The sequence below is a fragment of the Serratia sp. Nf2 genome (assembly GCF_003028435.1).
GTDB classification, from domain to species: domain Bacteria; phylum Pseudomonadota; class Gammaproteobacteria; order Enterobacterales; family Enterobacteriaceae; genus Serratia; species Serratia marcescens_L.
Genome location: NZ_PYTW01000017.1, coordinates 1 through 26,003, shown reverse-complemented (window position 1 = coordinate 26,003; position 26,003 = coordinate 1). Strand labels below are relative to the sequence as shown.

44 protein-coding genes and 1 pseudogene are annotated in these 26,003 nt (G+C 53.2%); 39 read left to right on the top strand and 6 right to left on the bottom strand.

Annotated features, from left to right (window positions below):
- The 34 genes and pseudogenes from tuf to C9411_RS24690 all read left to right on the top strand — a co-directional run.
- Window positions 1-164 (top strand): annotated as a pseudogene (tuf, locus tag C9411_RS24860) (elongation factor Tu); the annotation flags it as partial.
- 131 nt (window positions 165-295) lie between these two features.
- Window positions 296-490 (top strand): bacterioferritin-associated ferredoxin, encoded by a 195-nt coding sequence (gene bfd / locus C9411_RS24855; RefSeq protein WP_015379266.1) that lies wholly within the window; start codon window positions 296-298, stop codon window positions 488-490.
- Between the two features lie 73 nt (window positions 491-563).
- Window positions 564-1,043: a bacterioferritin gene (bfr, locus tag C9411_RS24850; RefSeq protein WP_019456183.1), complete on the top strand. Its 480-nt coding sequence runs from the start codon at window positions 564-566 to the stop codon at window positions 1,041-1,043.
- 381 nt (window positions 1,044-1,424) lie between these two features.
- Window positions 1,425-1,736: a 30S ribosomal protein S10 gene (gene rpsJ, locus C9411_RS24840; RefSeq protein WP_001181005.1), complete on the top strand. Its 312-nt coding sequence runs from the start codon at window positions 1,425-1,427 to the stop codon at window positions 1,734-1,736.
- A gap of 32 nt (window positions 1,737-1,768) precedes the next feature.
- The gene (rplC, locus tag C9411_RS24835; protein ID WP_015379265.1) at window positions 1,769-2,398 is read left to right on the top strand and encodes a 50S ribosomal protein L3; all 630 of its coding nucleotides are present in this window, start codon (window positions 1,769-1,771) and stop codon (window positions 2,396-2,398) included.
- A 10-nt stretch (window positions 2,399-2,408) separates the two neighbouring features.
- Window positions 2,409-3,014: a 50S ribosomal protein L4 gene (gene rplD / locus C9411_RS24830; RefSeq protein ID WP_107228119.1), complete on the top strand. Its 606-nt coding sequence runs from the start codon at window positions 2,409-2,411 to the stop codon at window positions 3,012-3,014.
- A complete protein-coding gene (gene rplW / locus C9411_RS24825) occupies window positions 3,011-3,313 on the top strand; it encodes a 50S ribosomal protein L23 (RefSeq protein ID WP_004951179.1) in 303 nt (100 codons plus the stop codon). The genes rplD and rplW overlap by 4 nt, the downstream gene beginning before the upstream one ends.
- Before the next feature lie 18 nt (window positions 3,314-3,331).
- Window positions 3,332-4,156, top strand: coding sequence for a 50S ribosomal protein L2 (rplB, locus tag C9411_RS24820; protein ID WP_004929775.1), 825 nt, complete (start codon window positions 3,332-3,334; stop codon window positions 4,154-4,156).
- Window positions 4,157-4,170: 14 nt separating this feature from the next.
- Window positions 4,171-4,449, top strand: a complete 279-nt coding sequence (gene rpsS, locus C9411_RS24815) for a 30S ribosomal protein S19 (protein WP_004929772.1) — start codon at window positions 4,171-4,173, stop codon at window positions 4,447-4,449.
- 14 nt (window positions 4,450-4,463) lie between these two features.
- Window positions 4,464-4,796 (top strand): 50S ribosomal protein L22, encoded by a 333-nt coding sequence (rplV, locus tag C9411_RS24810; protein ID WP_002223844.1) that lies wholly within the window; start codon window positions 4,464-4,466, stop codon window positions 4,794-4,796.
- A 17-nt stretch (window positions 4,797-4,813) separates the two neighbouring features.
- Window positions 4,814-5,512: a 30S ribosomal protein S3 gene (gene rpsC / locus C9411_RS24805; protein WP_063991193.1), complete on the top strand. Its 699-nt coding sequence runs from the start codon at window positions 4,814-4,816 to the stop codon at window positions 5,510-5,512.
- 12 nt (window positions 5,513-5,524) lie between these two features.
- Window positions 5,525-5,935, top strand: a complete 411-nt coding sequence (gene rplP, locus C9411_RS24800; RefSeq protein WP_004929764.1) for a 50S ribosomal protein L16 — start codon at window positions 5,525-5,527, stop codon at window positions 5,933-5,935.
- The gene (rpmC, locus tag C9411_RS24795) at window positions 5,935-6,126 is read left to right on the top strand and encodes a 50S ribosomal protein L29 (RefSeq protein ID WP_004929762.1); all 192 of its coding nucleotides are present in this window, start codon (window positions 5,935-5,937) and stop codon (window positions 6,124-6,126) included. The genes rplP and rpmC overlap by 1 nt, the downstream gene beginning before the upstream one ends.
- Window positions 6,127-6,381, top strand: a complete 255-nt coding sequence (gene rpsQ, locus C9411_RS24790) for a 30S ribosomal protein S17 (RefSeq protein WP_004929760.1) — start codon at window positions 6,127-6,129, stop codon at window positions 6,379-6,381.
- Window positions 6,382-6,553: 172 nt separating this feature from the next.
- Window positions 6,554-6,925, top strand: a complete 372-nt coding sequence (rplN, locus tag C9411_RS24785) for a 50S ribosomal protein L14 (protein WP_000613954.1) — start codon at window positions 6,554-6,556, stop codon at window positions 6,923-6,925.
- Window positions 6,926-6,934: 9 nt separating this feature from the next.
- Complete coding sequence (gene rplX, locus C9411_RS24780) at window positions 6,935-7,249, top strand: 50S ribosomal protein L24 (protein WP_004929758.1); 315 nt, start codon at window positions 6,935-6,937, stop codon at window positions 7,247-7,249.
- Between the two features lie 14 nt (window positions 7,250-7,263).
- Complete coding sequence (gene rplE / locus C9411_RS24775) at window positions 7,264-7,803, top strand: 50S ribosomal protein L5 (protein ID WP_061800465.1); 540 nt, start codon at window positions 7,264-7,266, stop codon at window positions 7,801-7,803.
- A gap of 13 nt (window positions 7,804-7,816) precedes the next feature.
- Window positions 7,817-8,122 (top strand): 30S ribosomal protein S14, encoded by a 306-nt coding sequence (rpsN, locus tag C9411_RS24770; protein ID WP_048232029.1) that lies wholly within the window; start codon window positions 7,817-7,819, stop codon window positions 8,120-8,122.
- A 30-nt stretch (window positions 8,123-8,152) separates the two neighbouring features.
- Entirely contained in the window at window positions 8,153-8,545 is a 393-nt protein-coding gene (gene rpsH, locus C9411_RS24765) for a 30S ribosomal protein S8 (RefSeq protein ID WP_004929753.1), read from the top strand.
- 14 nt (window positions 8,546-8,559) lie between these two features.
- A complete protein-coding gene (gene rplF, locus C9411_RS24760; protein ID WP_004929751.1) occupies window positions 8,560-9,093 on the top strand; it encodes a 50S ribosomal protein L6 in 534 nt (177 codons plus the stop codon).
- Window positions 9,094-9,102: 9 nt separating this feature from the next.
- Window positions 9,103-9,456: a 50S ribosomal protein L18 gene (rplR, locus tag C9411_RS24755; RefSeq protein ID WP_004929748.1), complete on the top strand. Its 354-nt coding sequence runs from the start codon at window positions 9,103-9,105 to the stop codon at window positions 9,454-9,456.
- A gap of 14 nt (window positions 9,457-9,470) precedes the next feature.
- Window positions 9,471-9,971: a 30S ribosomal protein S5 gene (rpsE, locus tag C9411_RS24750; RefSeq protein ID WP_004929747.1), complete on the top strand. Its 501-nt coding sequence runs from the start codon at window positions 9,471-9,473 to the stop codon at window positions 9,969-9,971.
- Window positions 9,972-9,977: 6 nt separating this feature from the next.
- The gene (gene rpmD, locus C9411_RS24745) at window positions 9,978-10,157 is read left to right on the top strand and encodes a 50S ribosomal protein L30 (RefSeq protein WP_048232028.1); all 180 of its coding nucleotides are present in this window, start codon (window positions 9,978-9,980) and stop codon (window positions 10,155-10,157) included.
- A gap of 3 nt (window positions 10,158-10,160) precedes the next feature.
- Window positions 10,161-10,595 carry a 50S ribosomal protein L15 gene (rplO, locus tag C9411_RS24740; protein WP_004929742.1) on the top strand — a complete coding sequence of 145 codons (435 nt, stop codon included), beginning with the start codon at window positions 10,161-10,163 and terminating at the stop codon, window positions 10,593-10,595.
- A 7-nt stretch (window positions 10,596-10,602) separates the two neighbouring features.
- A complete protein-coding gene (gene secY, locus C9411_RS24735) occupies window positions 10,603-11,934 on the top strand; it encodes a preprotein translocase subunit SecY (RefSeq protein ID WP_004929740.1) in 1,332 nt (443 codons plus the stop codon).
- Window positions 11,935-11,967: 33 nt separating this feature from the next.
- On the top strand, window positions 11,968-12,084 hold the full coding sequence (rpmJ, locus tag C9411_RS24730; RefSeq protein ID WP_002227352.1) for a 50S ribosomal protein L36: 117 nt from the start codon (window positions 11,968-11,970) through the stop codon (window positions 12,082-12,084).
- Between the two features lie 148 nt (window positions 12,085-12,232).
- Window positions 12,233-12,589, top strand: a complete 357-nt coding sequence (rpsM, locus tag C9411_RS24725) for a 30S ribosomal protein S13 (RefSeq protein ID WP_004929734.1) — start codon at window positions 12,233-12,235, stop codon at window positions 12,587-12,589.
- 16 nt (window positions 12,590-12,605) lie between these two features.
- Window positions 12,606-12,995 (top strand): 30S ribosomal protein S11, encoded by a 390-nt coding sequence (rpsK, locus tag C9411_RS24720; RefSeq protein ID WP_004929731.1) that lies wholly within the window; start codon window positions 12,606-12,608, stop codon window positions 12,993-12,995.
- A 30-nt stretch (window positions 12,996-13,025) separates the two neighbouring features.
- Window positions 13,026-13,646: a 30S ribosomal protein S4 gene (gene rpsD, locus C9411_RS24715; RefSeq protein WP_025304496.1), complete on the top strand. Its 621-nt coding sequence runs from the start codon at window positions 13,026-13,028 to the stop codon at window positions 13,644-13,646.
- Window positions 13,647-13,671: 25 nt separating this feature from the next.
- Window positions 13,672-14,661 (top strand): DNA-directed RNA polymerase subunit alpha, encoded by a 990-nt coding sequence (gene rpoA, locus C9411_RS24710; protein WP_002919219.1) that lies wholly within the window; start codon window positions 13,672-13,674, stop codon window positions 14,659-14,661.
- A 40-nt stretch (window positions 14,662-14,701) separates the two neighbouring features.
- Window positions 14,702-15,091 carry a 50S ribosomal protein L17 gene (gene rplQ, locus C9411_RS24705; RefSeq protein ID WP_004929726.1) on the top strand — a complete coding sequence of 130 codons (390 nt, stop codon included), beginning with the start codon at window positions 14,702-14,704 and terminating at the stop codon, window positions 15,089-15,091.
- Between the two features lie 148 nt (window positions 15,092-15,239).
- Window positions 15,240-15,614 carry a DUF1992 domain-containing protein gene (locus tag C9411_RS24700; RefSeq protein ID WP_107228118.1) on the top strand — a complete coding sequence of 125 codons (375 nt, stop codon included), beginning with the start codon at window positions 15,240-15,242 and terminating at the stop codon, window positions 15,612-15,614.
- The gene (zntR, locus tag C9411_RS24695; protein ID WP_033636251.1) at window positions 15,614-16,045 is read left to right on the top strand and encodes a Zn(2+)-responsive transcriptional regulator; all 432 of its coding nucleotides are present in this window, start codon (window positions 15,614-15,616) and stop codon (window positions 16,043-16,045) included. The genes C9411_RS24700 and zntR overlap by 1 nt, the downstream gene beginning before the upstream one ends.
- Window positions 16,046-16,120: 75 nt before the next feature.
- A complete protein-coding gene (locus C9411_RS24690) occupies window positions 16,121-16,327 on the top strand; it encodes an alternative ribosome-rescue factor A (protein WP_047729715.1) in 207 nt (68 codons plus the stop codon).
- Window positions 16,328-16,385: 58 nt separating this feature from the next.
- On the opposite strand, the gene mscL is transcribed toward C9411_RS24690, so the two are convergent.
- The 5 genes from mscL to def all read right to left on the bottom strand — a co-directional run bounded on the left by mscL (window position 16,386) and on the right by def (window position 21,205).
- The gene (gene mscL, locus C9411_RS24685; RefSeq protein ID WP_025304493.1) at window positions 16,386-16,802 is read right to left on the bottom strand and encodes a large-conductance mechanosensitive channel protein MscL; all 417 of its coding nucleotides are present in this window, start codon (window positions 16,800-16,802) and stop codon (window positions 16,386-16,388) included.
- A 137-nt stretch (window positions 16,803-16,939) separates the two neighbouring features.
- Window positions 16,940-18,316, bottom strand: a complete 1,377-nt coding sequence (gene trkA / locus C9411_RS24680) for a Trk system potassium transporter TrkA (RefSeq protein WP_063991190.1) — start codon at window positions 18,314-18,316, stop codon at window positions 16,940-16,942.
- Between the two features lie 55 nt (window positions 18,317-18,371).
- Entirely contained in the window at window positions 18,372-19,661 is a 1,290-nt protein-coding gene (gene rsmB, locus C9411_RS24675; protein WP_107228117.1) for a 16S rRNA (cytosine(967)-C(5))-methyltransferase RsmB, read from the bottom strand.
- A 72-nt stretch (window positions 19,662-19,733) separates the two neighbouring features.
- Entirely contained in the window at window positions 19,734-20,678 is a 945-nt protein-coding gene (fmt, locus tag C9411_RS24670) for a methionyl-tRNA formyltransferase (RefSeq protein WP_063991188.1), read from the bottom strand.
- A gap of 17 nt (window positions 20,679-20,695) precedes the next feature.
- A complete protein-coding gene (gene def, locus C9411_RS24665) occupies window positions 20,696-21,205 on the bottom strand; it encodes a peptide deformylase (protein ID WP_015379260.1) in 510 nt (169 codons plus the stop codon).
- Between the two features lie 133 nt (window positions 21,206-21,338).
- Between def and dprA the strand changes: the two genes are divergently transcribed.
- The 5 genes from dprA to aroE are packed head-to-tail and all read left to right on the top strand — an operon-like array spanning window position 21,339 to window position 24,883.
- On the top strand, window positions 21,339-22,460 hold the full coding sequence (gene dprA, locus C9411_RS24660) for a DNA-protecting protein DprA (RefSeq protein ID WP_107228116.1): 1,122 nt from the start codon (window positions 21,339-21,341) through the stop codon (window positions 22,458-22,460).
- Window positions 22,432-22,905 carry a DUF494 family protein Smg gene (gene smg, locus C9411_RS24655; protein WP_033650013.1) on the top strand — a complete coding sequence of 158 codons (474 nt, stop codon included), beginning with the start codon at window positions 22,432-22,434 and terminating at the stop codon, window positions 22,903-22,905. The genes dprA and smg overlap by 29 nt, the downstream gene beginning before the upstream one ends.
- A gap of 25 nt (window positions 22,906-22,930) precedes the next feature.
- Window positions 22,931-23,476 carry a type I DNA topoisomerase gene (locus C9411_RS24650; RefSeq protein WP_063991186.1) on the top strand — a complete coding sequence of 182 codons (546 nt, stop codon included), beginning with the start codon at window positions 22,931-22,933 and terminating at the stop codon, window positions 23,474-23,476.
- A 7-nt stretch (window positions 23,477-23,483) separates the two neighbouring features.
- Entirely contained in the window at window positions 23,484-24,053 is a 570-nt protein-coding gene (gene tsaC / locus C9411_RS24645; protein ID WP_063991185.1) for an L-threonylcarbamoyladenylate synthase type 1 TsaC, read from the top strand.
- An 11-nt stretch (window positions 24,054-24,064) separates the two neighbouring features.
- Window positions 24,065-24,883, top strand: a complete 819-nt coding sequence (aroE, locus tag C9411_RS24640) for a shikimate dehydrogenase (protein WP_063991194.1) — start codon at window positions 24,065-24,067, stop codon at window positions 24,881-24,883.
- Window positions 24,884-24,922: 39 nt separating this feature from the next.
- Here aroE and C9411_RS24635 read toward each other — a convergent pair whose 3' ends face one another.
- Window positions 24,923-25,465: a gamma carbonic anhydrase family protein gene (locus C9411_RS24635; protein WP_107228115.1), complete on the bottom strand. Its 543-nt coding sequence runs from the start codon at window positions 25,463-25,465 to the stop codon at window positions 24,923-24,925.
- Window positions 25,466-26,003 lie beyond the last annotated feature (538 nt).

Below are 26,003 nucleotides of genomic sequence, written 5' to 3'. Positions count from 1 at the left end.
CCATCGAACTGCCAGAAGGCGTAGAGATGGTAATGCCAGGCGACAACGTGAACATGATTGTCACCCTGATTCACCCAATCGCGATGGACGACGGTCTGCGTTTCGCAATCCGTGAAGGCGGCCGTACTGTAGGCGCTGGTGTTGTTGCTAAAGTTATCGCTTAATCGCGAATAATTTTTCGACACAAAAAAGGGCACTTCGGTGCCCTTTTTTTATACAATTTGTTTAAATCTTAATTGAAATAAAAACCATTCCTATTTAGACTCAATGCATTGGTTAAGAAGTGAGTCTCTCTATGTATGTATGTCTGTGTAATGCGGTGACTGACAAAGCGATCCGTAATGCGGTGCGTCAGCACAATCCCCATACCATGAAGCAGCTGCGTGAACTTGTGCCGATTGGTACCGACTGTGGAAAGTGCATTCGTCAGGCAAGACAGATTATGGTGGAGGAACGCGGAACTATCATCCCAATGCATGAAGTTGCCTAACAAAGGGTAAGGTTATTTTTGACTCTTGGCTTACAGGTTCTACACTTTTAGAACTGGCCAGGAGGAGTTACCTATGAAAGGCGATAAAAAGATCATTGCTCATCTCAACAAGCTGCTCGGCAACGAGCTGGTTGCCATCAATCAATATTTTCTGCACGCCCGTATGTTCAAGAATTGGGGCTTAATGCGCCTCAACGACAAGGAATACCACGAGTCGATCGACGAAATGAAACATGCCGATCGCTACATCGAGCGTATCCTGTTCCTGGAAGGGCTCCCTAACCTGCAAGATCTCGGCAAGCTGAACATCGGCGAAGACATTGAAGAGATGCTGCGTTCCGATCTGGCTCTGGAGCTAGCGGGCGCCAAAAACCTGCGCGAAGGTATCGCCTATGCCGACTCGATTCATGATTACGTCAGCCGCGATTTGATGATAGATATCCTCGCCGATGAAGAAGAGCATATCGACTGGCTGGAGACCGAGCTGGATCTCATCGCTCGCCTCGGTATTCAAAACTATGCCCAGGCCCAGATTTTGGAGCGCAAAGAATAAGCCTTTCGCCCATTCGCCATTGCCTCTCCTGCCGGCGTCCGTTTTCACGGCGGGGCAGGGGAGAATATCCCCGCCCAAGCATGATGCATTCCCTGTTCACCGTGTAAACCCGCCTACTGCCGCTGAACGCGCAAAAATGACGATTTCCTGAGCATATTTCCAACTGCGGCTTGCTTCCTGGGCCATTTTGCGTATAATGCGCGGGCTTACCTAATCTTGGTAAGCCTGATTTTAGCGAATCAGTCGATTGGCAGGCTTTTTTGCCCTTCGAACAATACTCCCGATATGGGGGTTATATGTTGACGATTACACTCCCCCATCAATCGAAATGGGTGTGAGGAGTAATTATTTACGTTTATAAATAATTGGAGCTCTGGTCTCATGCAGAACCAAAGAATCCGTATCCGCCTGAAAGCGTTTGATCATCGTCTGATCGATCAATCAACCGCGGAAATCGTCGAGACTGCAAAGCGCACTGGTGCGCAAGTCCGTGGTCCGATCCCGCTGCCAACTCGCAAAGAGCGCTTTACCGTTCTGATCTCTCCGCACGTCAACAAAGACGCGCGTGATCAGTACGAGATTCGCACTCACAAGCGTCTGGTTGACATCGTTGAGCCAACCGAGAAAACCGTTGATGCTCTGATGCGTCTGGATCTGGCTGCCGGTGTAGACGTGCAGATCAGCCTGGGTTAATCAGGTCATTGAGCGATTGAGAGGTTGAAACAATGATTGGTTTAGTCGGTAAAAAAGTGGGTATGACCCGTATCTTCACTGAAGATGGCGTTTCTATCCCAGTAACCGTAATTGAAATTGAAGCGAACCGCGTGACTCAGGTTAAAAGCCTGGACACCGACGGTTACCGTGCCGTTCAGGTTACCACTGGTAGCAAAAAAGCTAACCGTGTAACCAAACCGGAAGCGGGCCATTTCGCTAAAGCTGGCGTTGAAGCTGGCCGTGGTCTGTGGGAATTCCGCCTTGAAGAAGGTCAAGAGTTCGCTGCAGGTCAGGAAATTAGCGTAGAAATCTTCGCTGACGTTAAAAAAGTCGATGTTACCGGTACTTCTAAAGGTAAAGGTTTTGCTGGCACTGTTAAGCGCTGGAACTTCCGTACCCAAGACGCTACCCACGGTAACTCCTTGTCTCACCGCGTTCCGGGTTCTATCGGTCAGAACCAGACTCCGGGCAAAGTGTTCAAAGGCAAGAAAATGGCTGGCCACCTGGGTGATGAGCGCGTAACCGTTCAGAGCCTGGACGTAGTACGTGTTGACGCTGAGCGCAACCTGCTGCTGGTTAAGGGTGCTGTACCGGGCGCAACCGGTGGCAACCTGATCGTTAAACCAGCTGTGAAGGCGTAAGGGGATAGCAATGGAATTAGTATTGAAAGACGCGCAAAGCGCGCTGACTGTTTCCGAAACTACCTTCGGTCGTGATTTCAACGAAGCGCTGGTACACCAGGTTGTTGTTGCTTATGCAGCAGGTGCCCGTCAAGGTACCCGTGCTCAGAAGACCCGTGCTGAAGTAACTGGTTCCGGCAAAAAGCCATGGCGTCAGAAAGGCACCGGCCGTGCGCGTTCAGGTTCTGTAAAGAGCCCGATCTGGCGTTCAGGCGGCGTGACCTTTGCTGCTAAGCCGCAGGACCACAGTCAGAAAGTAAACAAAAAGATGTACCGCGGCGCGCTGAAAAGCATCCTGTCCGAGCTGGTACGTCAAGATCGTCTGATCGTTGTCGAGAAGTTCTCTGTAGACGCGCCTAAAACTAAGCTGCTGGCACAGAAACTGAAAGATATGGCTCTGGAAGACGTGCTGATCGTGACCGGTGAACTGGATGAGAATCTGTTCCTGGCAGCTCGCAACCTGTACAAGGTTGACGTGCGCGATGTAGCAGGTATCGATCCGGTTAGCCTGATCGCCTTCGACAAAGTGGTTATGACTGCTGATGCTGTGAAGCAAGTTGAGGAGATGCTGGCATGATCCGTGAAGAACGTTTGCTGAAAGTGCTGCGTGCACCGCACGTATCTGAAAAAGCATCCGCTGCGATGGAAAAAAGCAACACCATCGTTCTCAAAGTTGCCAAAGACGCGACCAAAGCAGAAATCAAAGCTGCAGTGCAGAAACTGTTTGAAGTCGAAGTCGAAGACGTGAACACCCTGGTAGTTAAAGGGAAAGTGAAGCGTCACGGTCAGCGTGTTGGTCGTCGTAGCGACTGGAAAAAAGCTTACGTCACCCTGAAAGAAGGCCAGAATCTGGACTTCATCGGCGGCGCAGAGTAAGTCGGAGGAGTAAGAACAATGGCAATTGTTAAATGTAAACCTACATCTCCGGGTCGTCGCCACGTTGTTAAAGTGGTTAACCCTGAGCTGCACAAGGGTAAACCTTATGCCCCGCTGCTGGAAAAACTGAGCAAAAGCGGTGGTCGTAACAACAATGGCCGTATCACCACCCGTCATATCGGTGGTGGCCACAAGCAACATTATCGTCTGGTTGACTTCAAGCGCAACAAAGACGGTATCCCTGCTGTGGTTGAGCGTCTGGAGTACGATCCGAACCGTTCTGCGAACATCGCGCTGGTTCTGTACAAAGACGGCGAACGCCGTTACATCCTGGCGCCGAAAGGCCTGAAAGCTGGTGACCAGATTCAATCTGGCGTTGATGCTGCAATCAAAGCGGGTAACACCCTGCCGATGCGCAACATTCCAGTTGGTTCAACGGTTCACAACGTAGAAATGAAACCAGGTAAAGGCGGCCAGATGGCTCGCTCCGCTGGCGCCTACGTTCAGATCGTTGCTCGTGATGGTTCCTACGTAACTCTGCGTCTGCGCTCCGGCGAAATGCGTAAAGTTCCAGCTGATTGCCGCGCCACCCTGGGTGAAGTCGGTAACGCTGAACACATGCTTCGCGTTCTGGGTAAAGCAGGTGCTGCACGTTGGCGTGGTGTTCGTCCTACCGTTCGCGGTACGGCGATGAACCCGGTAGATCACCCGCACGGTGGTGGTGAAGGTCGTAACTTTGGTAAGCACCCGGTAACTCCGTGGGGCGTTCAGACCAAAGGTAAGAAGACCCGTAGCAACAAGCGTACTGATAAGTTCATCGTACGTCGCCGTAGCAAAAAATAATTAGAGGATAAGCCATGCCACGTTCTCTCAAGAAAGGTCCTTTTATTGACCTGCACTTGCTGAAGAAGGTAGAGAAAGCGGTGGAAAGCGGTGACAAGAAGCCTTTGCGCACTTGGTCCCGTCGTTCAACGATCTTTCCTAACATGATCGGTTTGACCATCGCTGTCCATAATGGTCGTCAGCACGTACCAGTGTTCGTTTCCGATGAAATGGTCGGTCACAAACTGGGTGAATTCGCGCCGACTCGTACTTATCGCGGCCATGCGGCTGATAAAAAAGCTAAAAAGCGCTAAGGTAGGAGGAAGAGATGGAAACTATCGCTAAACATCGCCACGCTCGTTCTTCTGCTCAGAAGGTTCGCCTTGTTGCTGACCTGATTCGCGGTAAGAAAGTGTCGCAAGCTCTGGAAACTCTGACCTACACCAACAAGAAAGCTGCTGGTCTGGTTAAGAAAGTGCTGGAGTCTGCCATTGCTAACGCAGAACACAACGATGGCGCTGACATCGATGATCTGAAAGTTACGAAAATCTTCGTAGACGAAGGCCCAAGCATGAAGCGCATTATGCCGCGTGCAAAAGGTCGTGCAGATCGCATCCTGAAGCGCACCAGCCACATTACTGTGGTTGTGTCCGATCGCTGAGACTCTGGAGACTAGCAATGGGTCAGAAAGTACATCCTAATGGTATTCGCCTGGGTATTGTCAAACCTTGGAACTCTACTTGGTATGCGAATACCAAAGAATTCGCTGACAACCTGGACAGCGACTTTAAAGTTCGTCAATTCCTGACTAAGGAACTGTCGAAAGCTTCCGTTTCTCGCATCGTTATCGAGCGTCCTGCGAAGAGCATCCGTGTGACCATTCACACTGCTCGCCCAGGCATCGTTATCGGCAAGAAAGGTGAAGACGTCGAAAAACTGCGCAAGGTCGTAGCGAACATCGCTGGCGTTCCTGCACAGATCAACATCGCCGAAGTCCGTAAACCGGAACTCGACGCTAAATTGGTTGCTGACAGCATCACTTCTCAGCTGGAACGTCGCGTTATGTTCCGTCGTGCTATGAAGCGTGCAGTACAGAACGCAATGCGTCTTGGCGCTAAAGGTATCAAAGTTGAAGTAAGCGGCCGTCTTGGCGGCGCTGAAATCGCACGTACCGAATGGTACCGCGAAGGTCGTGTTCCATTGCACACTCTGCGTGCGGACATCGACTACAACACATCTGAAGCGCACACCACTTATGGTGTAATCGGCGTTAAGGTATGGATCTTCAAAGGTGAGATCCTGGGTGGTATGGCTGCAGTTGAACAACCGGAACCGGCTGCTCAACCTAAAAAGCAGCAGCGTAAAGGCCGCAAGTAAGGAGAGTCGCTGATGTTACAACCAAAGCGTACAAAATTCCGTAAGGTGCACAAGGGCCGCAACCGTGGTCTGGCGCAAGGTACGGATGTTAGCTTCGGCACTTTCGGTCTGAAAGCTGTTGGCCGTGGCCGTCTGACTGCTCGTCAAATCGAAGCAGCTCGTCGTGCAATGACTCGTGCAGTTAAGCGTCAAGGCAAGATCTGGATCCGTGTATTCCCGGACAAACCGATCACCGAGAAGCCGCTGGAAGTGCGTATGGGTAAAGGTAAGGGTAACGTGGAGTATTGGGTTGCCCTGATCCAGCCTGGTAAGGTCCTGTACGAAATGGACGGCGTGCCAGAAGAGGTTGCCCGCGAGGCATTCAAACTGGCAGCAGCGAAACTGCCGATCAAAACCACCTTTGTAACTAAGACGGTGATGTAATGAAAGCACAAGAGCTGCGTGAAAAAAGCGTTGAAGAGCTGAATGCCGAGCTGCTCAACCTGCTGCGTGAGCAATTCAACTTGCGCATGCAGGCGGCCAGTGGCCAGCTGCAACAAACTCACCTGTTGAAACAAGTGCGTCGTGACGTCGCACGCGTTAAGACTTTACTGACTCAAAAGGCGGGTGTGTAAATGACTGAAGTTATCCGTACCCTGCAGGGTCGTGTTGTTAGCGATAAAATGGAGAAATCCATCGTTGTTGCTATCGAACGTACTGTGAAGCACCCGATCTACGGGAAATTCATCAAACGTACGACCAAGCTGCACGTACATGACGAGAACAACGAATGTGGTACCGGCGACGTGGTGGAAATCCGCGAATGCCGCCCACTGTCCAAGACTAAGTCCTGGACGTTGGTTCGCGTTGTAGAGAAAGCGATTCTGTAATAGAGTAGCTGGCTCTCACTTAATAAACGGCTCAGAAAATGAGCCGTTTATTTTTTCTACCCATACCAAGTAAGCGGTGTTATAATGCTGCGCCCTCGGTTATGGGGCTTTTCAACGGCCTAATTTTTACTTGGGTCTTTAAAGTAGTAGTTGACATTAGCGGAGCACTAAAATGATCCAAGAACAGACTATGCTGAACGTCGCCGACAACTCCGGTGCACGTCGCGTAATGTGTATCAAGGTTCTAGGTGGCTCGCACCGTCGCTACGCAGGCGTCGGCGACATCATCAAAATTACCATCAAGGAAGCAATTCCTCGCGGTAAGGTGAAGAAAGGCGATGTTCTGAAGGCGGTAGTGGTGCGCACCAAGAAGGGTGTACGTCGCCCGGACGGTTCTGTCATTCGCTTCGATGGCAATGCATGCGTTATTTTGAACAATAACAGCGAGCAGCCTATCGGTACGCGTATTTTTGGGCCGGTAACTCGTGAACTGCGTAATGAGAAGTTCATGAAAATTATCTCTCTGGCACCAGAAGTACTCTAAGGAGCGAACATGGCAGCGAAGATCCGTCGTGATGACGAAGTTATCGTGATTACCGGGAAAGACAAAGGTAAGCGCGGTAAAGTAAAAAATGTCCTGTCTGCTGGCAAGGTCATTGTTGAAGGCATCAACCTGGTTAAGAAACACCAGAAGCCGGTTCCGGCTCTGAACCAACCAGGCGGCATTGTTGAAAAAGAAGCTGCAATTCAGGTTTCTAACATTGCTATCTTCAACGCGGCTACCGGCAAGGCTGACCGTGTAGGCTTTAGATTCGAAGACGGCAAAAAAGTCCGTTTCTTCAAATCTAACAGCGAAACTATCAAGTAATTTGGAGTAATACGATGGCGAAACTGCATGATTACTACAAAGACGAGGTAGTCAAACAACTGATGTCTCAGTTTGATTACAACTCTGTCATGCAAGTCCCTCGGGTCGAGAAGATCACCCTGAACATGGGTGTTGGTGAAGCGATTGCTGACAAGAAACTGCTGGATAACGCCGCAGCGGACCTGACAGCTATCTCCGGTCAAAAACCGTTGATCACCAAAGCCCGCAAATCTGTTGCAGGCTTCAAAATCCGTCAGGGCTATCCGATCGGCTGTAAAGTAACTCTGCGTGGCGAACGCATGTGGGAGTTCTTTGAGCGCCTGATCTCCATTGCTGTTCCACGTATCCGTGACTTCCGTGGCCTGTCCGCCAAGTCATTCGATGGCCGTGGCAACTACAGCATGGGCGTGCGTGAGCAAATCATCTTCCCAGAAATCGACTACGACAAAGTCGATCGCGTTCGTGGTTTGGATATTACCATTACCACTACTGCGAAATCTGATGATGAAGGCCGCGCGCTGCTGGCTGCTTTTAACTTCCCGTTCCGCAAGTAAGGCAGGGTTACTGATGGCTAAGCAATCAATGAAAGCACGCGAAGTCAAGCGCGTGAAATTAGCTGACAAGTTCTTTGCAAAACGCGTTGAACTGAAAGCTATTATCTCTGATGTGAACGCATCCGATGAAGATCGTTGGAATGCCGTTCTCAAGCTGCAAACTCTGCCGCGTGATTCCAGCCCGTCTCGTCAGCGTAAACGCTGCCGCCAAACTGGCCGTCCACATGGTTATGTGGGCAAATTCGGGTTGAGCCGTATTAAGCTTCGTGAAGCCGCTATGCGCGGTGAAGTACCAGGCTTGAAAAAGGCTAGCTGGTAATTACCAATTGAATCACGGGAGTAAAGACAGATGAGCATGCAAGATCCGATCGCGGATATGCTGACCCGTATCCGTAACGGTCAAGCCGCGAACAAAGTTGCGGTCACCATGCCTTCCTCCAAGCTGAAAGTGGCAATTGCCAACGTGCTGAAGGAAGAAGGTTTTATTGAAGATTTCAAAATCGAAGGCGACGCCAAGCCTGTTCTGGAACTGGTACTGAAGTACTTCCAGGGCAAAGCTGTGGTAGAAAGCATTCAACGTATCAGCCGTCCAGGTCTGCGCATCTACAAGAAAAAAGATGAGCTGCCAAAAGTTATGGCCGGTTTGGGTATCGCTGTTGTTTCTACCTCTAAAGGTGTTATGACCGATCGTGCAGCTCGCCAGGCTGGTCTTGGTGGCGAGATTATCTGCTACGTAGCTTAATTCGGGAGGAAAGAATGTCTCGTGTTGCAAAAGCACCCGTCGTCATTCCTGCCGGCGTAGAGGTAAAACTCAACGGTCAGGTTATTTCGATTAAGGGTAAAAACGGCGAGTTGACTCGTACTATCCACGACGCCGTTGAAGTGAAGCAAGAAGCTAACGCACTGACTTTCGCTCCGCGCGAAGGTTTTGCTAACGCATGGGCTCAAGCGGGTACCACGCGCGCTCTGCTGAACGCAATGGTTGTTGGTGTTACCGAAGGCTTCACCAAAAAGCTTCAACTGGTAGGTGTTGGTTATCGTGCTGCCGTTAAAGGCAACGTGGTGAATTTGGCCCTGGGCTTCTCTCACCCTATCGATCACCAGCTGCCGGCAGGTATCACTGCTGAATGCCCAAGCCAAACTGAAATCGTGCTGAAAGGCGCTGATAAGCAGGTCATTGGCCAGGTAGCAGCAGATCTGCGTGCTTACCGTCGTCCTGAGCCTTACAAAGGCAAAGGTGTTCGTTACGCCGACGAAGTCGTGCGTACCAAAGAGGCTAAGAAGAAGTAAGGTAACACTATGGATAAGAAATCTGCTCGTATCCGTCGTGCGACCCGCGCACGCCGCAAGCTCCAAGAGCTGGGTGCAACCCGCCTGGTGGTACATCGTACCCCGCGTCACATTTACGCACAGGTGATTGCTCCAAACGGTTCTGAAGTACTGGTAGCCGCTTCTACTTTAGAAAAAGCTATCGCGGAGCAACTGAAGTATTCCGGTAACAAAGACGCAGCAGCAGCCGTAGGTAAAGCTCTGGCTGAGCGCGCGTTGGAAAAAGGGATTGCGAAAGTATCCTTTGACCGTTCCGGTTTCCAATATCATGGTCGAGTCCAGGCACTGGCAGATGCTGCCCGTGAAGCTGGCCTTCAGTTCTAAGGAAGAGGTTTAAGATGGCTCACATCGAAAAACAAGCTGGCGAACTGCAGGAAAAGCTGATCGCGGTAAACCGCGTATCTAAAACCGTAAAAGGTGGCCGTATTTTCAGCTTTACCGCACTGACTGTAGTTGGTGATGGTAACGGTCGCGTTGGTTTTGGCTACGGCAAAGCACGCGAAGTTCCAGCAGCGATCCAGAAAGCGATGGAAAAAGCCCGTCGCAACATGATGAACGTCGCGCTGAACAGCGGCACCCTGCAGCACCCTGTTAAGGGCGCTCACACGGGTTCTCGCGTGTTCATGCAGCCTGCTCATGAAGGTACCGGTATCATCGCGGGTGGTGCAATGCGCGCCGTTCTCGAAGTTGCTGGGGTGCACAACGTATTGGCTAAAGCTTATGGTTCCACCAACCCGATCAACGTGGTTCGTGCAACTATCGACGCTCTGGCGAATATGAAGTCTCCTGAAATGGTCGCTGCTAAGCGTGGTAAATCCGTTGCCGACATTCTGGGGTAATTGACCATGGCTAAGACTATTAAAGTTACACAAACTCGCAGCTCAATTGGCCGTCTGCCGAAGCATAAAGCTACTCTGCTCGGTCTGGGTCTGCGTCGTATTGGTCACACCGTAGAGCGCGAGGATACTCCTGCTGTTCGCGGTATGGTCAACCTGGTTTCCTACATGGTTAAAGTTGAGGAGTAACAGATGCGTTTAAATACTCTGTCTCCGGCTGAAGGTGCCAAGCATGCGCCTAAGCGTGTAGGTCGTGGTATTGGTTCTGGCCTGGGTAAAACCGGCGGCCGTGGTCACAAAGGTCAGAAGTCTCGTTCTGGCGGTGGCGTACGTCGTGGTTTCGAAGGTGGTCAGATGCCTCTGTACCGTCGTCTGCCGAAATTCGGCTTCACTTCACGCAAAGCGATGATCACGGCAGAAGTTCGTCTGTCTGAACTGGCTCTGGTTGAAGGCGATGTTATCGACCTGAACGCGCTGAAAGCCGCTAACGTAGTTGGTGTCCAGATCGAATTCGCGAAAGTTGTACTTTCTGGCGAAGTCGCTCGTCCGGTAACCCTGCGTGGTCTGCGTGTCACCAAAGGCGCTCGTGCTGCTATCGAGGCTGCTGGCGGTAAAATTGAGGAATAAGTAGCAGATGGCTAAGCAACCAGGATTAGATTTTCAAAGTGCTAAAGGCGGGCTCGGCGAGCTGAAGCGCAGACTTTTGTTTGTAATCGGCGCGCTGATTGTCTTCCGTATCGGCTCTTTCATTCCGATTCCTGGTATCGATGCCACTGTGCTTGCCAAATTGCTTGAGCAGCAGAGAGGCACTATCATTGAAATGTTTAACATGTTCTCTGGTGGTGCCCTCAGCCGTGCTTCTATCTTTGCTCTGGGGATCATGCCGTATATCTCGGCGTCGATCATTATCCAGTTGCTGACGGTGGTTCATCCAGCGTTGGCGGAAATCAAGAAAGAAGGGGAGGCTGGCCGTCGCAAGATTAGCCAGTACACCCGTTACGGTACGCTGGTATTGGCCATATTCCAGTCGATCGGTATTGCTACCGGTCTGCCGAATATGCCTGGTATGCAGGGCCTGGTGTTAAACCCAGGCTTTGCATTCTACTTTACTGCGGTTGTGAGCCTGGTAACCGGGACAATGTTCCTGATGTGGCTGGGTGAGCAGATTACTGAGCGCGGTATCGGTAACGGTATCTCGATCATTATCTTCGCGGGTATTGTAGCGGGGCTCCCGCCGGCAGTGGCCCATACTATCGAGCAAGCGCGGCAAGGCGACCTGCACTTCCTCCTGCTGCTGTTGGTTGCAGTATTGGTGTTTGCAGTAACCTTCTTCGTTGTTTTCATCGAGCGTGGTCAACGTCGTATCGTCGTTAACTATGCGAAGCGTCAACAAGGTCGTCGTGTTTATGCAGCACAGAGTACACATTTACCGTTGAAAGTGAACATGGCGGGTGTTATCCCGGCGATTTTCGCTTCCAGCATTATTCTGTTCCCGGCCACGATTGCATCATGGTTTGGGGGCGGTACCGGTTGGAACTGGCTGACTACGATTTCGCTGTATTTGCAGCCAGGGCAACCGCTTTATGTGTTACTCTATGCGTCTGCAATCATCTTCTTCTGTTTCTTCTACACGGCGTTGGTCTTCAACCCGCGTGAGACAGCAGATAACCTGAAGAAGTCCGGTGCCTTCGTACCAGGAATTCGTCCGGGAGAGCAAACGGCGAAGTATATCGATAAAGTAATGACGCGTTTAACCCTGGTGGGCGCGATGTACATTACTTTCATCTGCCTGATCCCGGAGTTCATGCGTGATGCAATGAAAGTACCATTCTACTTTGGTGGTACCTCGCTACTGATCGTGGTTGTCGTCATCATGGACTTTATGGCTCAAGTGCAAACTCTGATGATGTCAAGTCAGTACGAGTCTGCATTGAAGAAAGCAAATCTGAAAGGCTATAACCGCTAGTCAGATTCGTTTGAGAAGTTACGGAGAGTAAAAATGAAAGTTCGTGCTTCCGTCAAGAAATTATGTCGTAACTGCAAAATCGTTAAGCGTAACGGTGTCGTTCGTGTGATTTGCAGCGCCGAGCCGAAGCATAAACAGCGTCAAGGCTGATTATCTCGCATATTTTTCTTGCAAAGTTGGGTTGAGCTGGCTAGATTAGCCAGCCAATCTTTTGTATGTCGCACTGCAACACTATTTGAGTATCCTGAAAACGGGCTTTTCAGAATGGTGTTGCTGTATAAAATAGTAGGAGTGCATAGTGGCCCGTATAGCAGGCATTAACATTCCTGATCATAAACATACCGTTATCGCCTTAACGTCGATCTTCGGTATCGGTAAAACCCGTTCACAGGCTATCTGTGCATCCACGGGTATTGCTGAAAATGTTAAGATCAGTGAGCTGTCTGAAGAGCAAATCGAAAAGCTTCGTGATGCAGTTGCCAAATACACCGTCGAGGGTGATTTGCGTCGTGAAATTACCCTGAGCATCAAGCGTCTTATGGACCTTGGTTGCTATCGTGGTTTGCGTCATCGTCGTGGTCTGCCGGTACGCGGTCAGCGCACCAAGACCAACGCTCGTACCCGTAAGGGTCCGCGCAAGCCGATCAAGAAATAATCGGGGTTATTGAATAATGGCAAAGGCACCTGTTCGTACACGTAAGCGTGTAAGAAAGCAAGTCTCTGACGGCGTGGCTCATATCCATGCTTCTTTCAACAACACCATCGTTACCATCACTGATCGTCAGGGTAATGCTTTGGGTTGGGCAACAGCCGGTGGTTCCGGTTTCCGTGGTTCTCGTAAGTCCACTCCGTTCGCAGCACAGGTTGCAGCAGAACGTTGTGCTGACGCAGTAAAAGAATACGGTATCAAGAACCTGGAAGTTATGGTTAAAGGACCTGGTCCTGGTCGTGAGTCTACTATCCGCGCTCTGAACGCGGCTGGTTTCCGCATCACTAATATTACTGATGTGACTCCGATCCCTCATAACGGTTGTCGTCCGCCGAAAAAGCGCCGCGTGTAACGCAGCTTTTAGGATTGTTGGAGAAAGAAAATGGCAAGATATTTGGGTCCTAAGCTCAAGCTGAGCCGTCGTGAGGGCACAGACCTGTTCCTTAAGTCTGGCGTTCGCGCGATCGATTCCAAGTGTAAAATTGAACAAGCACCTGGTCAGCACGGTGCGCGTAAACCGCGTCTGTCTGATTACGGTGTTCAGTTGCGTGAGAAGCAGAAAGTTCGCCGTATGTACGGCATTCTGGAGCGTCAATTCCGTAACTATTACAAAGAAGCAACCCGCCTGAAGGGCAACACCGGTGAAAACCTGTTGCAGCTGCTGGAAGGTCGTCTGGACAACGTTGTTTACCGTATGGGCTTCGGCGCTACTCGTGCAGAGTCACGTCAGCTGGTTAGCCACAAAGCAGTTATGGTAAACGGTCACGTTGTTAACATCGCTTCTTATCAGGTATCTCCGAATGACGTAGTCAGCATCCGCGAGAAAGCTAAAAAGCAGTCTCGTGTTAAAGCTTCTCTGGAGCTGGCTGAGCAGCGTGAAAAGCCGACTTGGCTGGAAGTTGATGCTGCTAAGATGGAAGGCGTGTTCAAGCGTATGCCTGAACGTACCGATCTGTCTGCGGACATTAACGAACACCTGATCGTCGAGCTTTACTCCAAGTAAAGCTTAGTACCAAAGAGAGGACACAATGCAGGGTTCTGTGACAGAGTTTCTAAAACCGCGCCTGGTAGATATCGAGCAAGTCAGTTCGACGCACGCCAAGGTGACCCTTGAGCCTTTAGAGCGTGGCTTTGGCCATACTCTTGGCAACGCACTGCGCCGTATTCTGCTTTCATCTATGCCGGGTTGCGCGGTGACCGAGGTTGAGATTGATGGTGTACTGCATGAGTACAGCACCAAAGAAGGCGTACAGGAAGATATCCTGGAGATCCTGCTCAACCTGAAAGGGCTGGCGGTGAGAGTTCAAGGCAAAGACGAAGTTATTCTTACCCTGAATAAATCTGGCATTGGCCCTGTGACCGCTGCCGACATCACCCATGATGGTGATGTCGAAATCGTCAAGCCTCAGCACGTGATTTGCCACCTGACTGATGAGAACGCGGCTATCAGCATGCGTATCAAAGTTCAGCGCGGTCGCGGTTATGTGCCGGCTTCTGCCCGAATTCATTCGGAAGAAGATGAGCGCCCAATCGGTCGTCTGTTGGTTGACGCCTGCTACAGCCCTGTAGAGCGTATCGCCTACAATGTTGAAGCTGCGCGTGTAGAACAGCGTACTGACTTGGATAAGCTGGTCATCGAGATGGAGACCAATGGCACGATCGATCCTGAAGAGGCGATCCGCCGTGCGGCCACCATTCTGGCTGAACAACTTGAAGCTTTCGTTGACCTGCGTGATGTACGTCAGCCGGAAGTTAAAGAAGAGAAACCAGAGTTCGATCCGATCTTGCTGCGCCCTGTTGACGATCTGGAATTGACTGTCCGCTCTGCTAACTGCCTCAAGGCAGAAGCTATCCACTACATCGGTGATCTGGTACAGCGTACCGAGGTTGAGTTGCTGAAAACGCCAAACCTGGGTAAAAAATCTCTTACCGAGATTAAAGACGTGCTGGCCTCACGTGGTCTGTCTCTGGGCATGCGCCTGGAAAACTGGCCGCCGGCAAGCATTGCTGACGAGTAACCGGATCACAGGTTAAGGTTTTACTGAGAAGGATAAGGTCATGCGCCATCGTAAGAGTGGTCGTCAACTGAACCGTAACAGCAGCCATCGCCAGGCTATGTTCCGTAACATGGCCGGCTCTTTGGTTCGTCATGAGATCATCAAGACGACCCTGCCAAAAGCAAAAGAGCTGCGTCGCGTTGTTGAGCCGCTGATTACTCTTGCCAAGACCGACAGCGTAGCTAATCGTCGTCTGGCATTCGCCCGTACTCGTGATAACGAGATCGTGGCAAAACTGTTTAACGAGCTGGGCCCGCGTTTCGCGAGCCGTGCCGGTGGTTACACTCGCATTCTGAAGTGTGGCTTCCGCGCAGGCGACAACGCGCCGATGGCATACATCGAGCTGGTTGATCGTGCTGAGTCTCAAGCAGAAGTAGCAACTGCAGAGTAATCTGTAGACGCGTAAAAAAACCGGGCTTGCCCGGTTTTTTTACGTCCAAACCTAGCCGAATGTGCGTAATTCTCCCGCTGCGCTTAAGATCCCCGCCCCTATCCGCTATGCTAAGGCTTCATCATTAGGATTACCGAGGTTGTCTGTCATGGGGTTGCTCGATCAATGGGCGGAACGCCATATCCTTGATGCCCAGGATAAAGGCGAGTTCGACAATCTGCCCGGACAGGGCCAACCGTTGGCGCTGGAAGATGACAGCGCAGTGCCGGCTGAGCTGCGCGCCGGTTACCGTCTGCTGAAGAATGCCGGTTACCTGCCACCGGCACTGGAAGATCGCAAAGAGGCATTGACCGTTGCTCGCTTGCTGCAAGGGATTAACGGTGAGCATCCGGATTATGTCGAACTCAGCAAACGCATGGCGCTGCTGGAGCACCGGTTGCGTCAGGCTGGGATGAGCACGGATTTCTTACATGGTGAATATCAGCGTGCATTGGACGGCAAATTCACCCGAGAGGAGAAGTAATGTTCAAGATAGGTCAGTTGGCCAAACTCGCCGAAGTGACGCCGGATACCGTGCGTTACTATGAAAAGCAGGGCATGATGGATCACAATGTCCGCACCGAAGGTGGCTATCGGCTGTACACCGAGCAGGATCTGCAGAGGCTGCGCTTCATTCGCTATGCCAAGCAACTGGGGTTTACTCTGGAAACGATCGCCGAGCTGCTGTCGATCCGCGTCGATCCTGAGCATCATACCTGTCAGGAGTCGAAGTCTATCGTCGATGCGCGCCTGAGCGAAGTGGAAAGCAAGTTGGCGGAGCTGACTCGTATGCGTGAATCGCTGAAGCGGCTGAGTGATGCCTGCTGCGGTACTGCCCATACCAGCAATTATTGTTCTATTCTGGAAGCCTTAGAACAGGGCGCCAGCGATGAAAAAGGTAAAAAAGGTTGTTGACGGCACTTTAATTTTTATACCGCTGGCAGTATTATCGCCCCGTTTTATCACCACATCTTTTACAGGAGCATTATCATGACGAAATATCGTCACACTAAAGGTCAGATACAAGATAACGCCATTGAGGCGCTGCTGCATGATCCGCTATTCCGTCAAAGAGTAGAAAAGAATGTGAAAGGCAAAGGCAGCTATCGGCGTAAAGAAAAACACAACAAAGGCGGTAACTGGGAGGCCAGTGGTAAACTGTCAAACGATAAGTTACCACTGGCCTTCTGGTTTTAAGGCATTAAAAAAGCCACCGTCGTCAGGTGGCTTTTTATTGGCATAACCAAACGCTGTTTTACAGTTTTGGCTGCTGTTGCTGGCTCAGCAGGTCACGGATTTCCGTCAGCAGTTTCTCTTCTGCAGTAGGTGCTGGCGGCGCTGCCGGTGCTTCTTCCTGCTTGCGGCGCATTTTGTTCATCAATTTAATCGCCAGGAAGATGGCGAAGGCGACAATCACGAAATCGAATACGGTTTGAATGAATGAACCGTAGTTCATTACCACTGCCGGGACGGCGCCCTGAGCTTCACGTAATACCAGATGGAACTGTTTAAAGTCGACGCCGCCGATCAGCAAGCCCAGAGGTGGCATGATGATATCGGCCACGAAGGACGAAACAATCTTGCCGAATGCAGCACCGATAATCACACCGACGGCCAAATCGACCACGTTGCCACGCATGGCAAATTCGCGAAACTCTTTCAACATACTCATAGAACGCACCCCTTGCAGAATTAATAACTCAAGTTTAACAAAGCAATTTCCCTTTGCCACAAAAGGAGAGAAGTTTTATCTCCCCCCAAGGCAGAGAACAACTACGCGATTATAGACCATCGCCTAATAAATTCGTTCTACAAGAAGAACGGGCTCGGTTGGAACAAGCGTTCAACGTCCGGCACGAATTTCTTGTCGGTAATAAACATGATGACGTGATCGCCCTGTTCGATTTTGCTATTGCCGTTGGCGATGATCACATCGTCGCCACGCACGATCGCACCGATGGTGGTACCCGGTGGCAACTTGATGTCTTCGACGATGCGGCCGACCACTTTGGACGTGCTTTCATCGCCGTGGGCAATCGCCTCGATCGCTTCCGCCACGCCGCGGCGCAGCGACGACACGCTGACGATATCCGCTTTGCGCACGTGCCCCAACAGGGCGGAGATGGTCGCCTGTTGCGGTGAAATGGCGATATCGATCACGCTGCCCTGCACCAAATCGACATAGGCGCGGCGCTGGATCAATACCATCACCTTCTTGGCGCCCATGCGCTTGGCCAGCATGGCCGACATGATGTTGGCCTCATCGTCGTTGGTGATGGCGATGAAGACATCCACCTGCTCGACGTGCTCTTCGGCCAGCAGTTCTTGATCGGAGGCATCGCCATAGAACACGATGGTATCGTGCAGCTGCTCGGCCAGTTCGGCGGCGCGTTGCTGGTTCCGCTCGATCAGTTTGACGTTGTAGTCTTTTTCCAACCTGGCGGCTAGGCCTGCGCCGACGTTGCCGCCGCCGACGATCATGATGCGCTTATACGGTTTTTCCAGCCGCTGCAGTTCGCTCATCACCGCACGGATGTGCTGTGAGGCTGCGACGAAGAAGACTTCATCACCGGCTTCGATAATGGTCGAGCCTTGCGGCCTGATCGGTCTGTCCTGGCGGAAAATCGCGGCGACGCGGGTGTCGATATGCGGCATGTGTTCGCGCATCGAAGAGAGCGCATTGCCGACCAGCGGGCCGCCGTAATAGGCTTTAACCGCGGCGATGCTGACCTTGCCTTCGGCAAAATTGACTACCTGCAGCGCACCGGGGTATTCAATCAGCTTGTAGATATAGTCGATGACCAACTGCTCCGGTGAAATCAGATGGTCGATCGGCACCGCTTCCGGCAGGAACAGTTTCTCCGACTCGCGGATATATTCCGGCGCGCGGATACGGGCGATACGGTTGGGGGTATTAAACAGAGAATAGGCGATCTGGCAGGCGATCATGTTGGTTTCGTCGGAGTTGGTGACGGCGACCAGCATGTCGGCGTCTTCCGCGCCGGCTTCGCGCAGCACCCTAGGGTGAGAGCCGTGTCCCTGAACCACCCGCAGATCGAATTTATCCTGCAGCTGACGCAGACGACCGGAATCGGTATCGACGACGGTGATATCGTTGTTTTCACCCACCAGGTTTTCCGCCAGTGTCCCGCCAACCTGACCGGCACCAAGAATAATTATTTTCATCGTGTTCTCTGCTTCACACTGAAAGACTTAGGGCGCGCATGCACGCCCCGAAGCATTACATTTTAATCAGCTTAGCGTAAAAGAAGCCATCGCCGTCCTCGGGATGCGGGATATTCTGCCGCCCCGGCCGCTGCGCATCGCCGGTTTCAACCAGCTTGGCATCGGCGTGGCGCTGCAAGAACGCGGCGATCTGGCCGCTGTTTTCATCCGGCAGGATAGAGCAGGTGGCGTAAACCATCACGCCGCCCGATTTCAGATGGGGCCAGACGGCTTCAAGGATGTCGGCCTGCAGCGCGGCGAGTTCGGCGATGTCGCGATCGCGGCGCAGCCATTTGATGTCGGGGTGACGGCGGATCACGCCGGTGGCGGAACAAGGCGCGTCCAGCAGGATCCGGTCGAACTGCTTGTCACCGCACCATTGCTGCGGGGTGCGGCCATCGCCCAGTTTAACCTCGGCATGCAAACGCAGGCGCTGCAGGTTTTCCTTCACCCGCGCCAGGCGCTGTTCGTCGATATCGACCGCCATGACGTGCGCTTTCGGTGCCGCTTCCAGAATATGCGTGGTTTTGCCGCCAGGCGCGGCGCACAAATCGAGGATCTGTTCACCGTCTTGCGGATCCAATAGATCGACACAGCCCTGGGCTGAGGCATCTTGCACGGTGACCCAGCCGTCGGCGAACCCAGGCAGATCGGTCACGGCGCAAGGCGCCAGCAACCGCACTGCATCGGCATAGTCTGAATGAGGCTCTGCGGCGATACCGGCGTCGGTCAACAACTGCAGATAAGCTTCGCGGGTGTGATGCAGGCGGTTGACGCGCAGCCACATCGGTGGCTTCTGGTTATTGGCGTCGACGATCTGTTCCCAGTTGGTGGGATAGGCTTGTTGAATGCGTTTCAGTAACCAGCTCGGGTGCAGATAGCGGCTGTCATTGTTGGCGGCGCGCTGCAGCAGCTCTTCCTGCTGGCGCTGGAATTGCCGCAAGACGCCGTTAATCAGGCCTTTCAACTGCGGACGTTTCAGCGCCACCGCGCCTTCCACGGTTTCGGCCAATACAGCGTGCGCCGGGATACGGGTATACAGCAGCTGATACAGGCCGACCATCAGCAGATAGTGCAGCGTACGCTGTTTGCCGGTCAGCGGCTTGGCCATCAATTGTTGAATGCACCATTCGAGCTGCGGCAGCACGCGCAACGTGCCGAAACACAGTTCCTGTAACAACCCGCGATCTTTATCGCTGATGGCGGCTTGGAGCGCCGGCAGGACAGTGCTGAGTGACTGCCCTTGATCCAGCACCTGGCCGATGGCTTTGGCAGCGATGCTGCGGAGATTGTAATTATTTTTCATAGGCTGAAGCTGATAACGATCGGCATTAAGAAAATAACGGCCCGGCGATGAACGGCCGGGCAGTGGGGTGACTTACAGCCGGTTACCCGGGGCAAACCATTCACGACGTGAATTTAAAAGGTCTTGCGCCGACATCGGTTTCTTGCCGGCGGGCTGCAGTTGGATCAGATTGAGGATGCCGTCGGCGGTTGCCACCTGAATGCCGTGTTTGTCGGCATGGACAACGGTGCCTGGCTCCGCATTGGCACTTTGCGCCAGTACGCTGGCTTGCCATACTTTCACCGGTTGATCGTCGATGGTGAAGTAACTGATCGGCCAAGGATTGAAGGCGCGGATGCAGCGCTCCAGCTGGGCTGCGGACAGATTCCAGTCCAGGCGGGCTTCTTCTTTGCTCAGTTTCTCGGCGTAAGTGACCAGCGCTTCGTCCTGCACTTCGCGGGTGGCACTGCCGTCTGCCATTTGGCGCAGCGTAGTCAGCATGCCCTGTGGGCCGAGCTGTGCCAGCTTGTCGTACAGACTGGCGCTGGTATCGCTGCTCTCAATCGGGCAGGCAATCTTGTGCATCATGTCGCCGGTATCGAGACCGACGTCCATCTGCATGATGGTCACGCCGGTTTCGCTGTCGCCGGCCCAGAGCGAACGCTGGATCGGTGCCGCGCCGCGCCAGCGAGGCAGCAGCGAGCCATGTACGTTGATGCAACCGAGACGCGGCATATCCAGCACCGCCTGCGGCAGGATCAGCCCGTAGGCAACCACCACCATCACGTCGGCGTTGAGATCGGCCACCAGGCGTTGGTTCTCTTCGGGGCGCAGCGATTTGGGCTGAAATACCGGCAGGTGGTGTTGCTCGGCCAGCACTTTGACTGGGCTTGGCGTCAGCTTGTTGCCGCGGCCCGCCGGGCGGTCGGGCTGGGTAAAAACGCCGACAATCTGGTGCTCAGATGACAACAGCGCGTCAAGATGACGCGCTGCGAAGTCTGGTGTTCCGGCGAAAATAATCCGTAAAGAATCAGACACGTTGATTTCCTGATCGGTTAGGCGCGGGCTTGAAGCTTGGCCATTTTTTCCAGTTTCTGACGAATGCGCTGACGCTTGAGCGGCGACAGGTAATCGACGAACAGTTTACCCATCAGGTGATCCATCTCGTGCTGAATGCAGATCGCCAACAGATCGTCCGCTTCCAGCTCGAAAGGTTTGCCTTCACGATCCAGCGCGCGGATCTTCACCTGCGCGGCACGGGGTACCAACGCACGCTGCTCGGGAATGGAAAGACAGCCTTCCTCGATGCCGGTTTCGCCGCTCTTTTCCAGCAATTCCGGGTTGATCAGCACCAGGCGCTGATCGCGATTCTCGGAGACGTCGATCACGATAATGCGCTGATGGATATCCACCTGAGTCGCAGCCAGGCCAATACCTTCCTCTGCGTACATGGTTTCAAACATATCATCCACGATGCGCTGGATATCTGCATTGACTTCTTTTACCGGCGCTGCGACTTTGCGCAGACGCTCGTCTGGGAAATGTAATACCTGCAAGACTGACATATATCTTTAGATCTGTATCCGAGTAATGAACGAGGTTTAACCTCTATTCTAGACATTTCCCGGCCTGATTGACAGCATTGCGCACCAATTGCTCGGATTGGTAATACCACCGTTTTTGCTGAGGGAACAGACGATGCGGCCGGAAGAGATCGCTTTACGGATGCGAGGGGTAACGGGGCTGCAGACCGTCGTGGCCAGCCGGATCGTGCGGCAGCTATCGCAAATGGGGAACGAGCCTCGCCGCGTGCTGCATGAGCTGGGGTTGAACGAACGGCAGCAGACGCAGTTCAACCAGCTGGATCCCGGTTATTTGGCCGCGACTCTGCGTTGGCTGGAGGAGCCGGCGCACCGTATGCTGAACTATGGGGCTGCCGGCTATCCCGAACGTCTGGCCCAGATCGACGATGCACCGCTGTTTCTGCTGATCGAGGGCGATCCTCAGGCGTTGCTGCGCCCGCAGCTCGCCATGGTTGGCAGCCGGCAGTTCAGCCACTACGGCGAGCGTTGGGCCAATTATTTCGCCGAGGAATTGGCGCGTTGCGGTTTCACCATCACCAGCGGTTTGGCGATCGGTATCGACGGCATTTGCCATCGCGCAGCGCTGGCGGCCGGGGGTTGCACGGTAGCGGTGTTGGGCAGTGGGCTGGCCAATGTTTATCCACGCCGGCACCGCAGGCTCGCGGAGCAGATTGTCGAGCAGGGCGGCGCGGTGATTTCAGATCATTTGGTCACCGATTTGCCTCTGGCCGACCATTTTCCGCGCCGCAACCGCATTATCAGCGGGCTGAGCCAGGGCGTTCTGGTCATAGAAGCCTCGTTGCGCAGCGGTACCCTGGTGACGGCTCGCTATGCGCTGGAGCAGGGGCGTGAGGTATTCGCCTTGCCGGGGCCGTTAGGGAATCCGATGAGCGAAGGCACGCATTGGCTGATCCAACAGGGCGCGCATCTGGTGACTGGGCCGAAAGATATCGCCGAATTGCTGGGAAGCGGTCTTCAATGGCTGCCACTGAACGAAAATACAACTATTTGTGCGTCGCAGGCTGAAGTTGAATTGCCATTTGCCGATGTGTTGGCTAACGTAGGAGATGAGGTGACACCTGTTGACGTCGTCGCTGAACGTGCCGGCCAACCTGTGCCAGTGGTGGTAATCAAGTTACTCGAACTGGAGTTAGCAGGGTGGATCGCAGCTGTACCCGGCGGCTATGTCCGAATAAGGAGGGCAAGCCATGTTCGACGTACTCATGTACTTGTTTGAAACTTATATCCACAATGAACCAGAGATGCGCGTCGATCAGGATCAACTGACCGATGATCTCGCTCAGGCGGGGTTTCATCGGGATGATATCTACAACGCGTTGAATTGGCTTGAGAAGTTGGCTGACCTGCAAGAAGGTCAAAATGCGCCTTACTTTATGGATGCCGATCCGCTGGCAATGCGGATCTACACCGAAGAGGAAAGCGCGCGTTTGGACGCCGGCTGCCGTGGTTTTCTCCTGTTCCTGGAACAGATTCAGGTATTGAACCTCGAAACCCGTGAAATGGTTATCGACCGCGTTATGGCCTTGGATAATGCGGAATTCGATCTCGAAGATCTGAAATGGGTCGTGTTGATGGTGCTGTTTAATATCCCCGGATATGAAAGCGCCTATCAGCAAATGGAAGAACTGTTGTTTGAAGTGAACGAAGGTTATCTGCATTGAGCCGATAACGCGCATAGAAGACGTTATGACAAAAAACGCGATTTTTGCCGCTAGGCAAAATGAACCCTGTCCGGAATGCGGGGCTGAGCTGGTGATCCGTAGCGGTCGCCATGGCCCCTTCCTCGGCTGTTCCCAGTACCCTGAATGCCAATATATTCGCCCGCTGAAAGCGCAGGCCGATGGGCATATCGTCAAGGTGCTGGATGGGCAGCAGTGCCCGAAATGCCAGGCGACGTTGGTGCTGCGCCAGGGGCGCTATGGCATGTTTATCGGTTGCAGTGCTTATCCGCAGTGCGATCACACTGAAGTGATCGATAAGCCTGACGAAACCGCCATTACCTGCCCGCAGTGCGGTCAGGGCAAACTGCTGCAGCGCAAGTCGCGCTACGGCAAGATTTTTCATTCCTGCGATCGTTACCCTGAATGCCAATTCGCCCTCAATGTTAAACCCGTCGCCGGTGAATGTGCCTATTGCCATTATCCGCTGCTGATGGAAAAGCGCACGGCAAAAGGCCCCGTCCTGTGCTGTGCCAGCAAGCTGTGCGGAAAACCCGTCGCGACTACAGAATAATCACATCATGAACTCAGAATTAAGCCCGAACCTTGTATCTATCATCGATGCTTTGCATCAACAGCAGGTTATCGCTTATCCCACCGAAGCGGTATTCGGCCTGGGTTGCGATCCCGACAGCGAACAAGCGGTCAATGCGCTGCTGGCGTTGAAACAGCGGCCGTGGGAAAAGGGGCTGATTCTGATTGCCGCCGATTATGCACAGCTTAAGCCCTATATCGACGACAGCGCGCTCAGCGAACAGCAGCGCGCAACGATGTTTGCCAGTTGGCCAGGGCCGGTAACCTGGGTGTTGCCCGCCCGGCCGGAGACGCCGCGCTTGTTGACAGGGCGTTTCAGCTCGCTGGCGGTGCGCGTCAGCGACCATCCGTTGGTGCAGCTGCTGTGCCGGCAGTATGGCAAGCCGCTGGTGTCGACCAGCGCCAATCTCAGTGGGCTGGAGCCATGCCGCAGTACGGATGAGGTCACACGGCAATTCGGCGAAGCTTTCCCGGTATTGGCCGGCGAGGTGGGCGGCCGTCTTAATCCTTCCGAAATCAGAGATGCTTTGACCGGCGAACAGATCCGTCAGGGCTAGAGGTAATGGGCATGGAGAAATTTGCGGTATTTGGCAACCCTATCGGTCACAGCAAGTCGCCGCGAATTCATGCGCTGTTCGCTGCTCAGACCGGCATTGAGCATCCTTATGGAACAGTGCTGGCGCCGCTTGATGGTTTTGAAACCCGTCTGCAGGCGTTTATCCACGCCGGAGGGCAGGGGGCGAACGTCACGGTGCCTTTCAAAGAGCGTGCTTATGAGCTCGCCTCCGAGCTGAGTGAGCGTGCAGCGATGGCCGGGGCGGTCAATACCTTGAAGGTGTTGCCGAATGGCGGTCTATTGGGAGATAACACCGACGGCATCGGTTTGCTGACCGATCTGCAGCGTCAGCAATTGATCCGGCCGCAGGATCATATCCTGCTGGTGGGCGCCGGCGGCGCGGCGCGTGGCGTGATTCTGCCGCTGCTGTCTTTCGGTTGCCGGCTCACGATCACCAACCGCACCTTCAGCCGGGCTCAAGAGTTGGCCGACGCTTTCCGGCATCTGGGGGAGATCTCGGCGGTACCGATGGATCAACTGAATCAGCAAGCGTTCGATCTGGTGATCAACGCGACGGCGTCCGGTATCAGCGGGGAGATCCCGGCGTTGCCCGCAGGCGTGGTGAACGCGCAAACCCGTTGCTATGACATGTTCTATCAGCAGGGCGTCACGCCGTTCCTGGCCTGGGCGCAGCAGCGGGGGGCAACGGAATATGCCGATGGGTTGGGCATGCTGGTGGGGCAGGCGGCGCATGCTTTCCTGCTTTGGCACGGAGTGATGCCAGAGATCGAGCCGGTATTGCGCCAACTGCGCAGCGAACTGGCGGCATAAATCCTACCCCGTTCTCTTTCATAAGGAACGGGGTGCCCGTCAGATGTCTTCCGACAGGTATTCATCTTTCCAGCGTACATAGTTGTTAGAAGAATAAAGCAATCCCTCCAACTCGGCGGCGGTCAAAGGCCGAACCTGGCGTGCCGGGCTACCCATATAAAGATAGCCGCTGACCAGGCGTTTGCCCGGCGCCACCAAACTGCCGGCACCAATCATTACGTCGTCTTCTACTACTACACCGTCCAACAGGATCGATCCCATACCGACCAGCACCCGGCTGCCGATGGCGCAGCCGTGCAGCATCGCTTTATGGCCTACGGTCACATCTTCTCCAATCAGCAGGGGATAACCGTCGGGGTTATGTTCGGAGCGGTGAGTTACATGCAGTACGCTGCCGTCCTGAATATTGCTGCGCGCGCCAATCTTTACTGCGTTGACGTCACCGCGGATGGCGACCAGCGGCCAGATGCTGACGTCATCCGCCAGATCGACGTCGCCGATCACGACGCTGGAAGGATCGATCAAGACGCGCTGACCGAGTTTGGGGGTGTATTGAAGATAAGAACGTACTGCATCGGACATAGTGCTGCCTCACGTCGGGATCATATTTACCGGCAATACTAGACTCTGGCGATGGAATTACAACCAACGGCAGCGCCGGATCCTGCGGAAAATGGCCCTGATCGCACAAGATCCACACGGAAGGGCTGAAAAGTGTGCAAACAGAAAGAAAAGATCAAAAAAGGGGTTGTGCAAAAAACTCGGATCCCTATAATGCGCCTCCATCGACACGGCGCAAGTGATTCACTTCACACAGCGGCCGGGAAGAAAGAGAAAAAATCCTGAAAATTAGGGTTGACTCTGAAAGAGGAAAGCGTAATATACGCCACCTCGAGTTAGCAAGCGAAAGCGCCTAACTCACTGCTCTTTAACAATTTATCAGACAATCTGTGTGGGCACTCCACAAGACGATATCCAGCATCTTCGGATGCAAAAAAAATATCAAGTCTTGAAGAGTGACTAACTGAAGTAAAATTCATGCAGTAAATCTTTGAGCATCGCTTCTCGAGTGGAAGCAAATCAAGCTTTTAATTGAAGAGTTTGATCATGGCTCAGATTG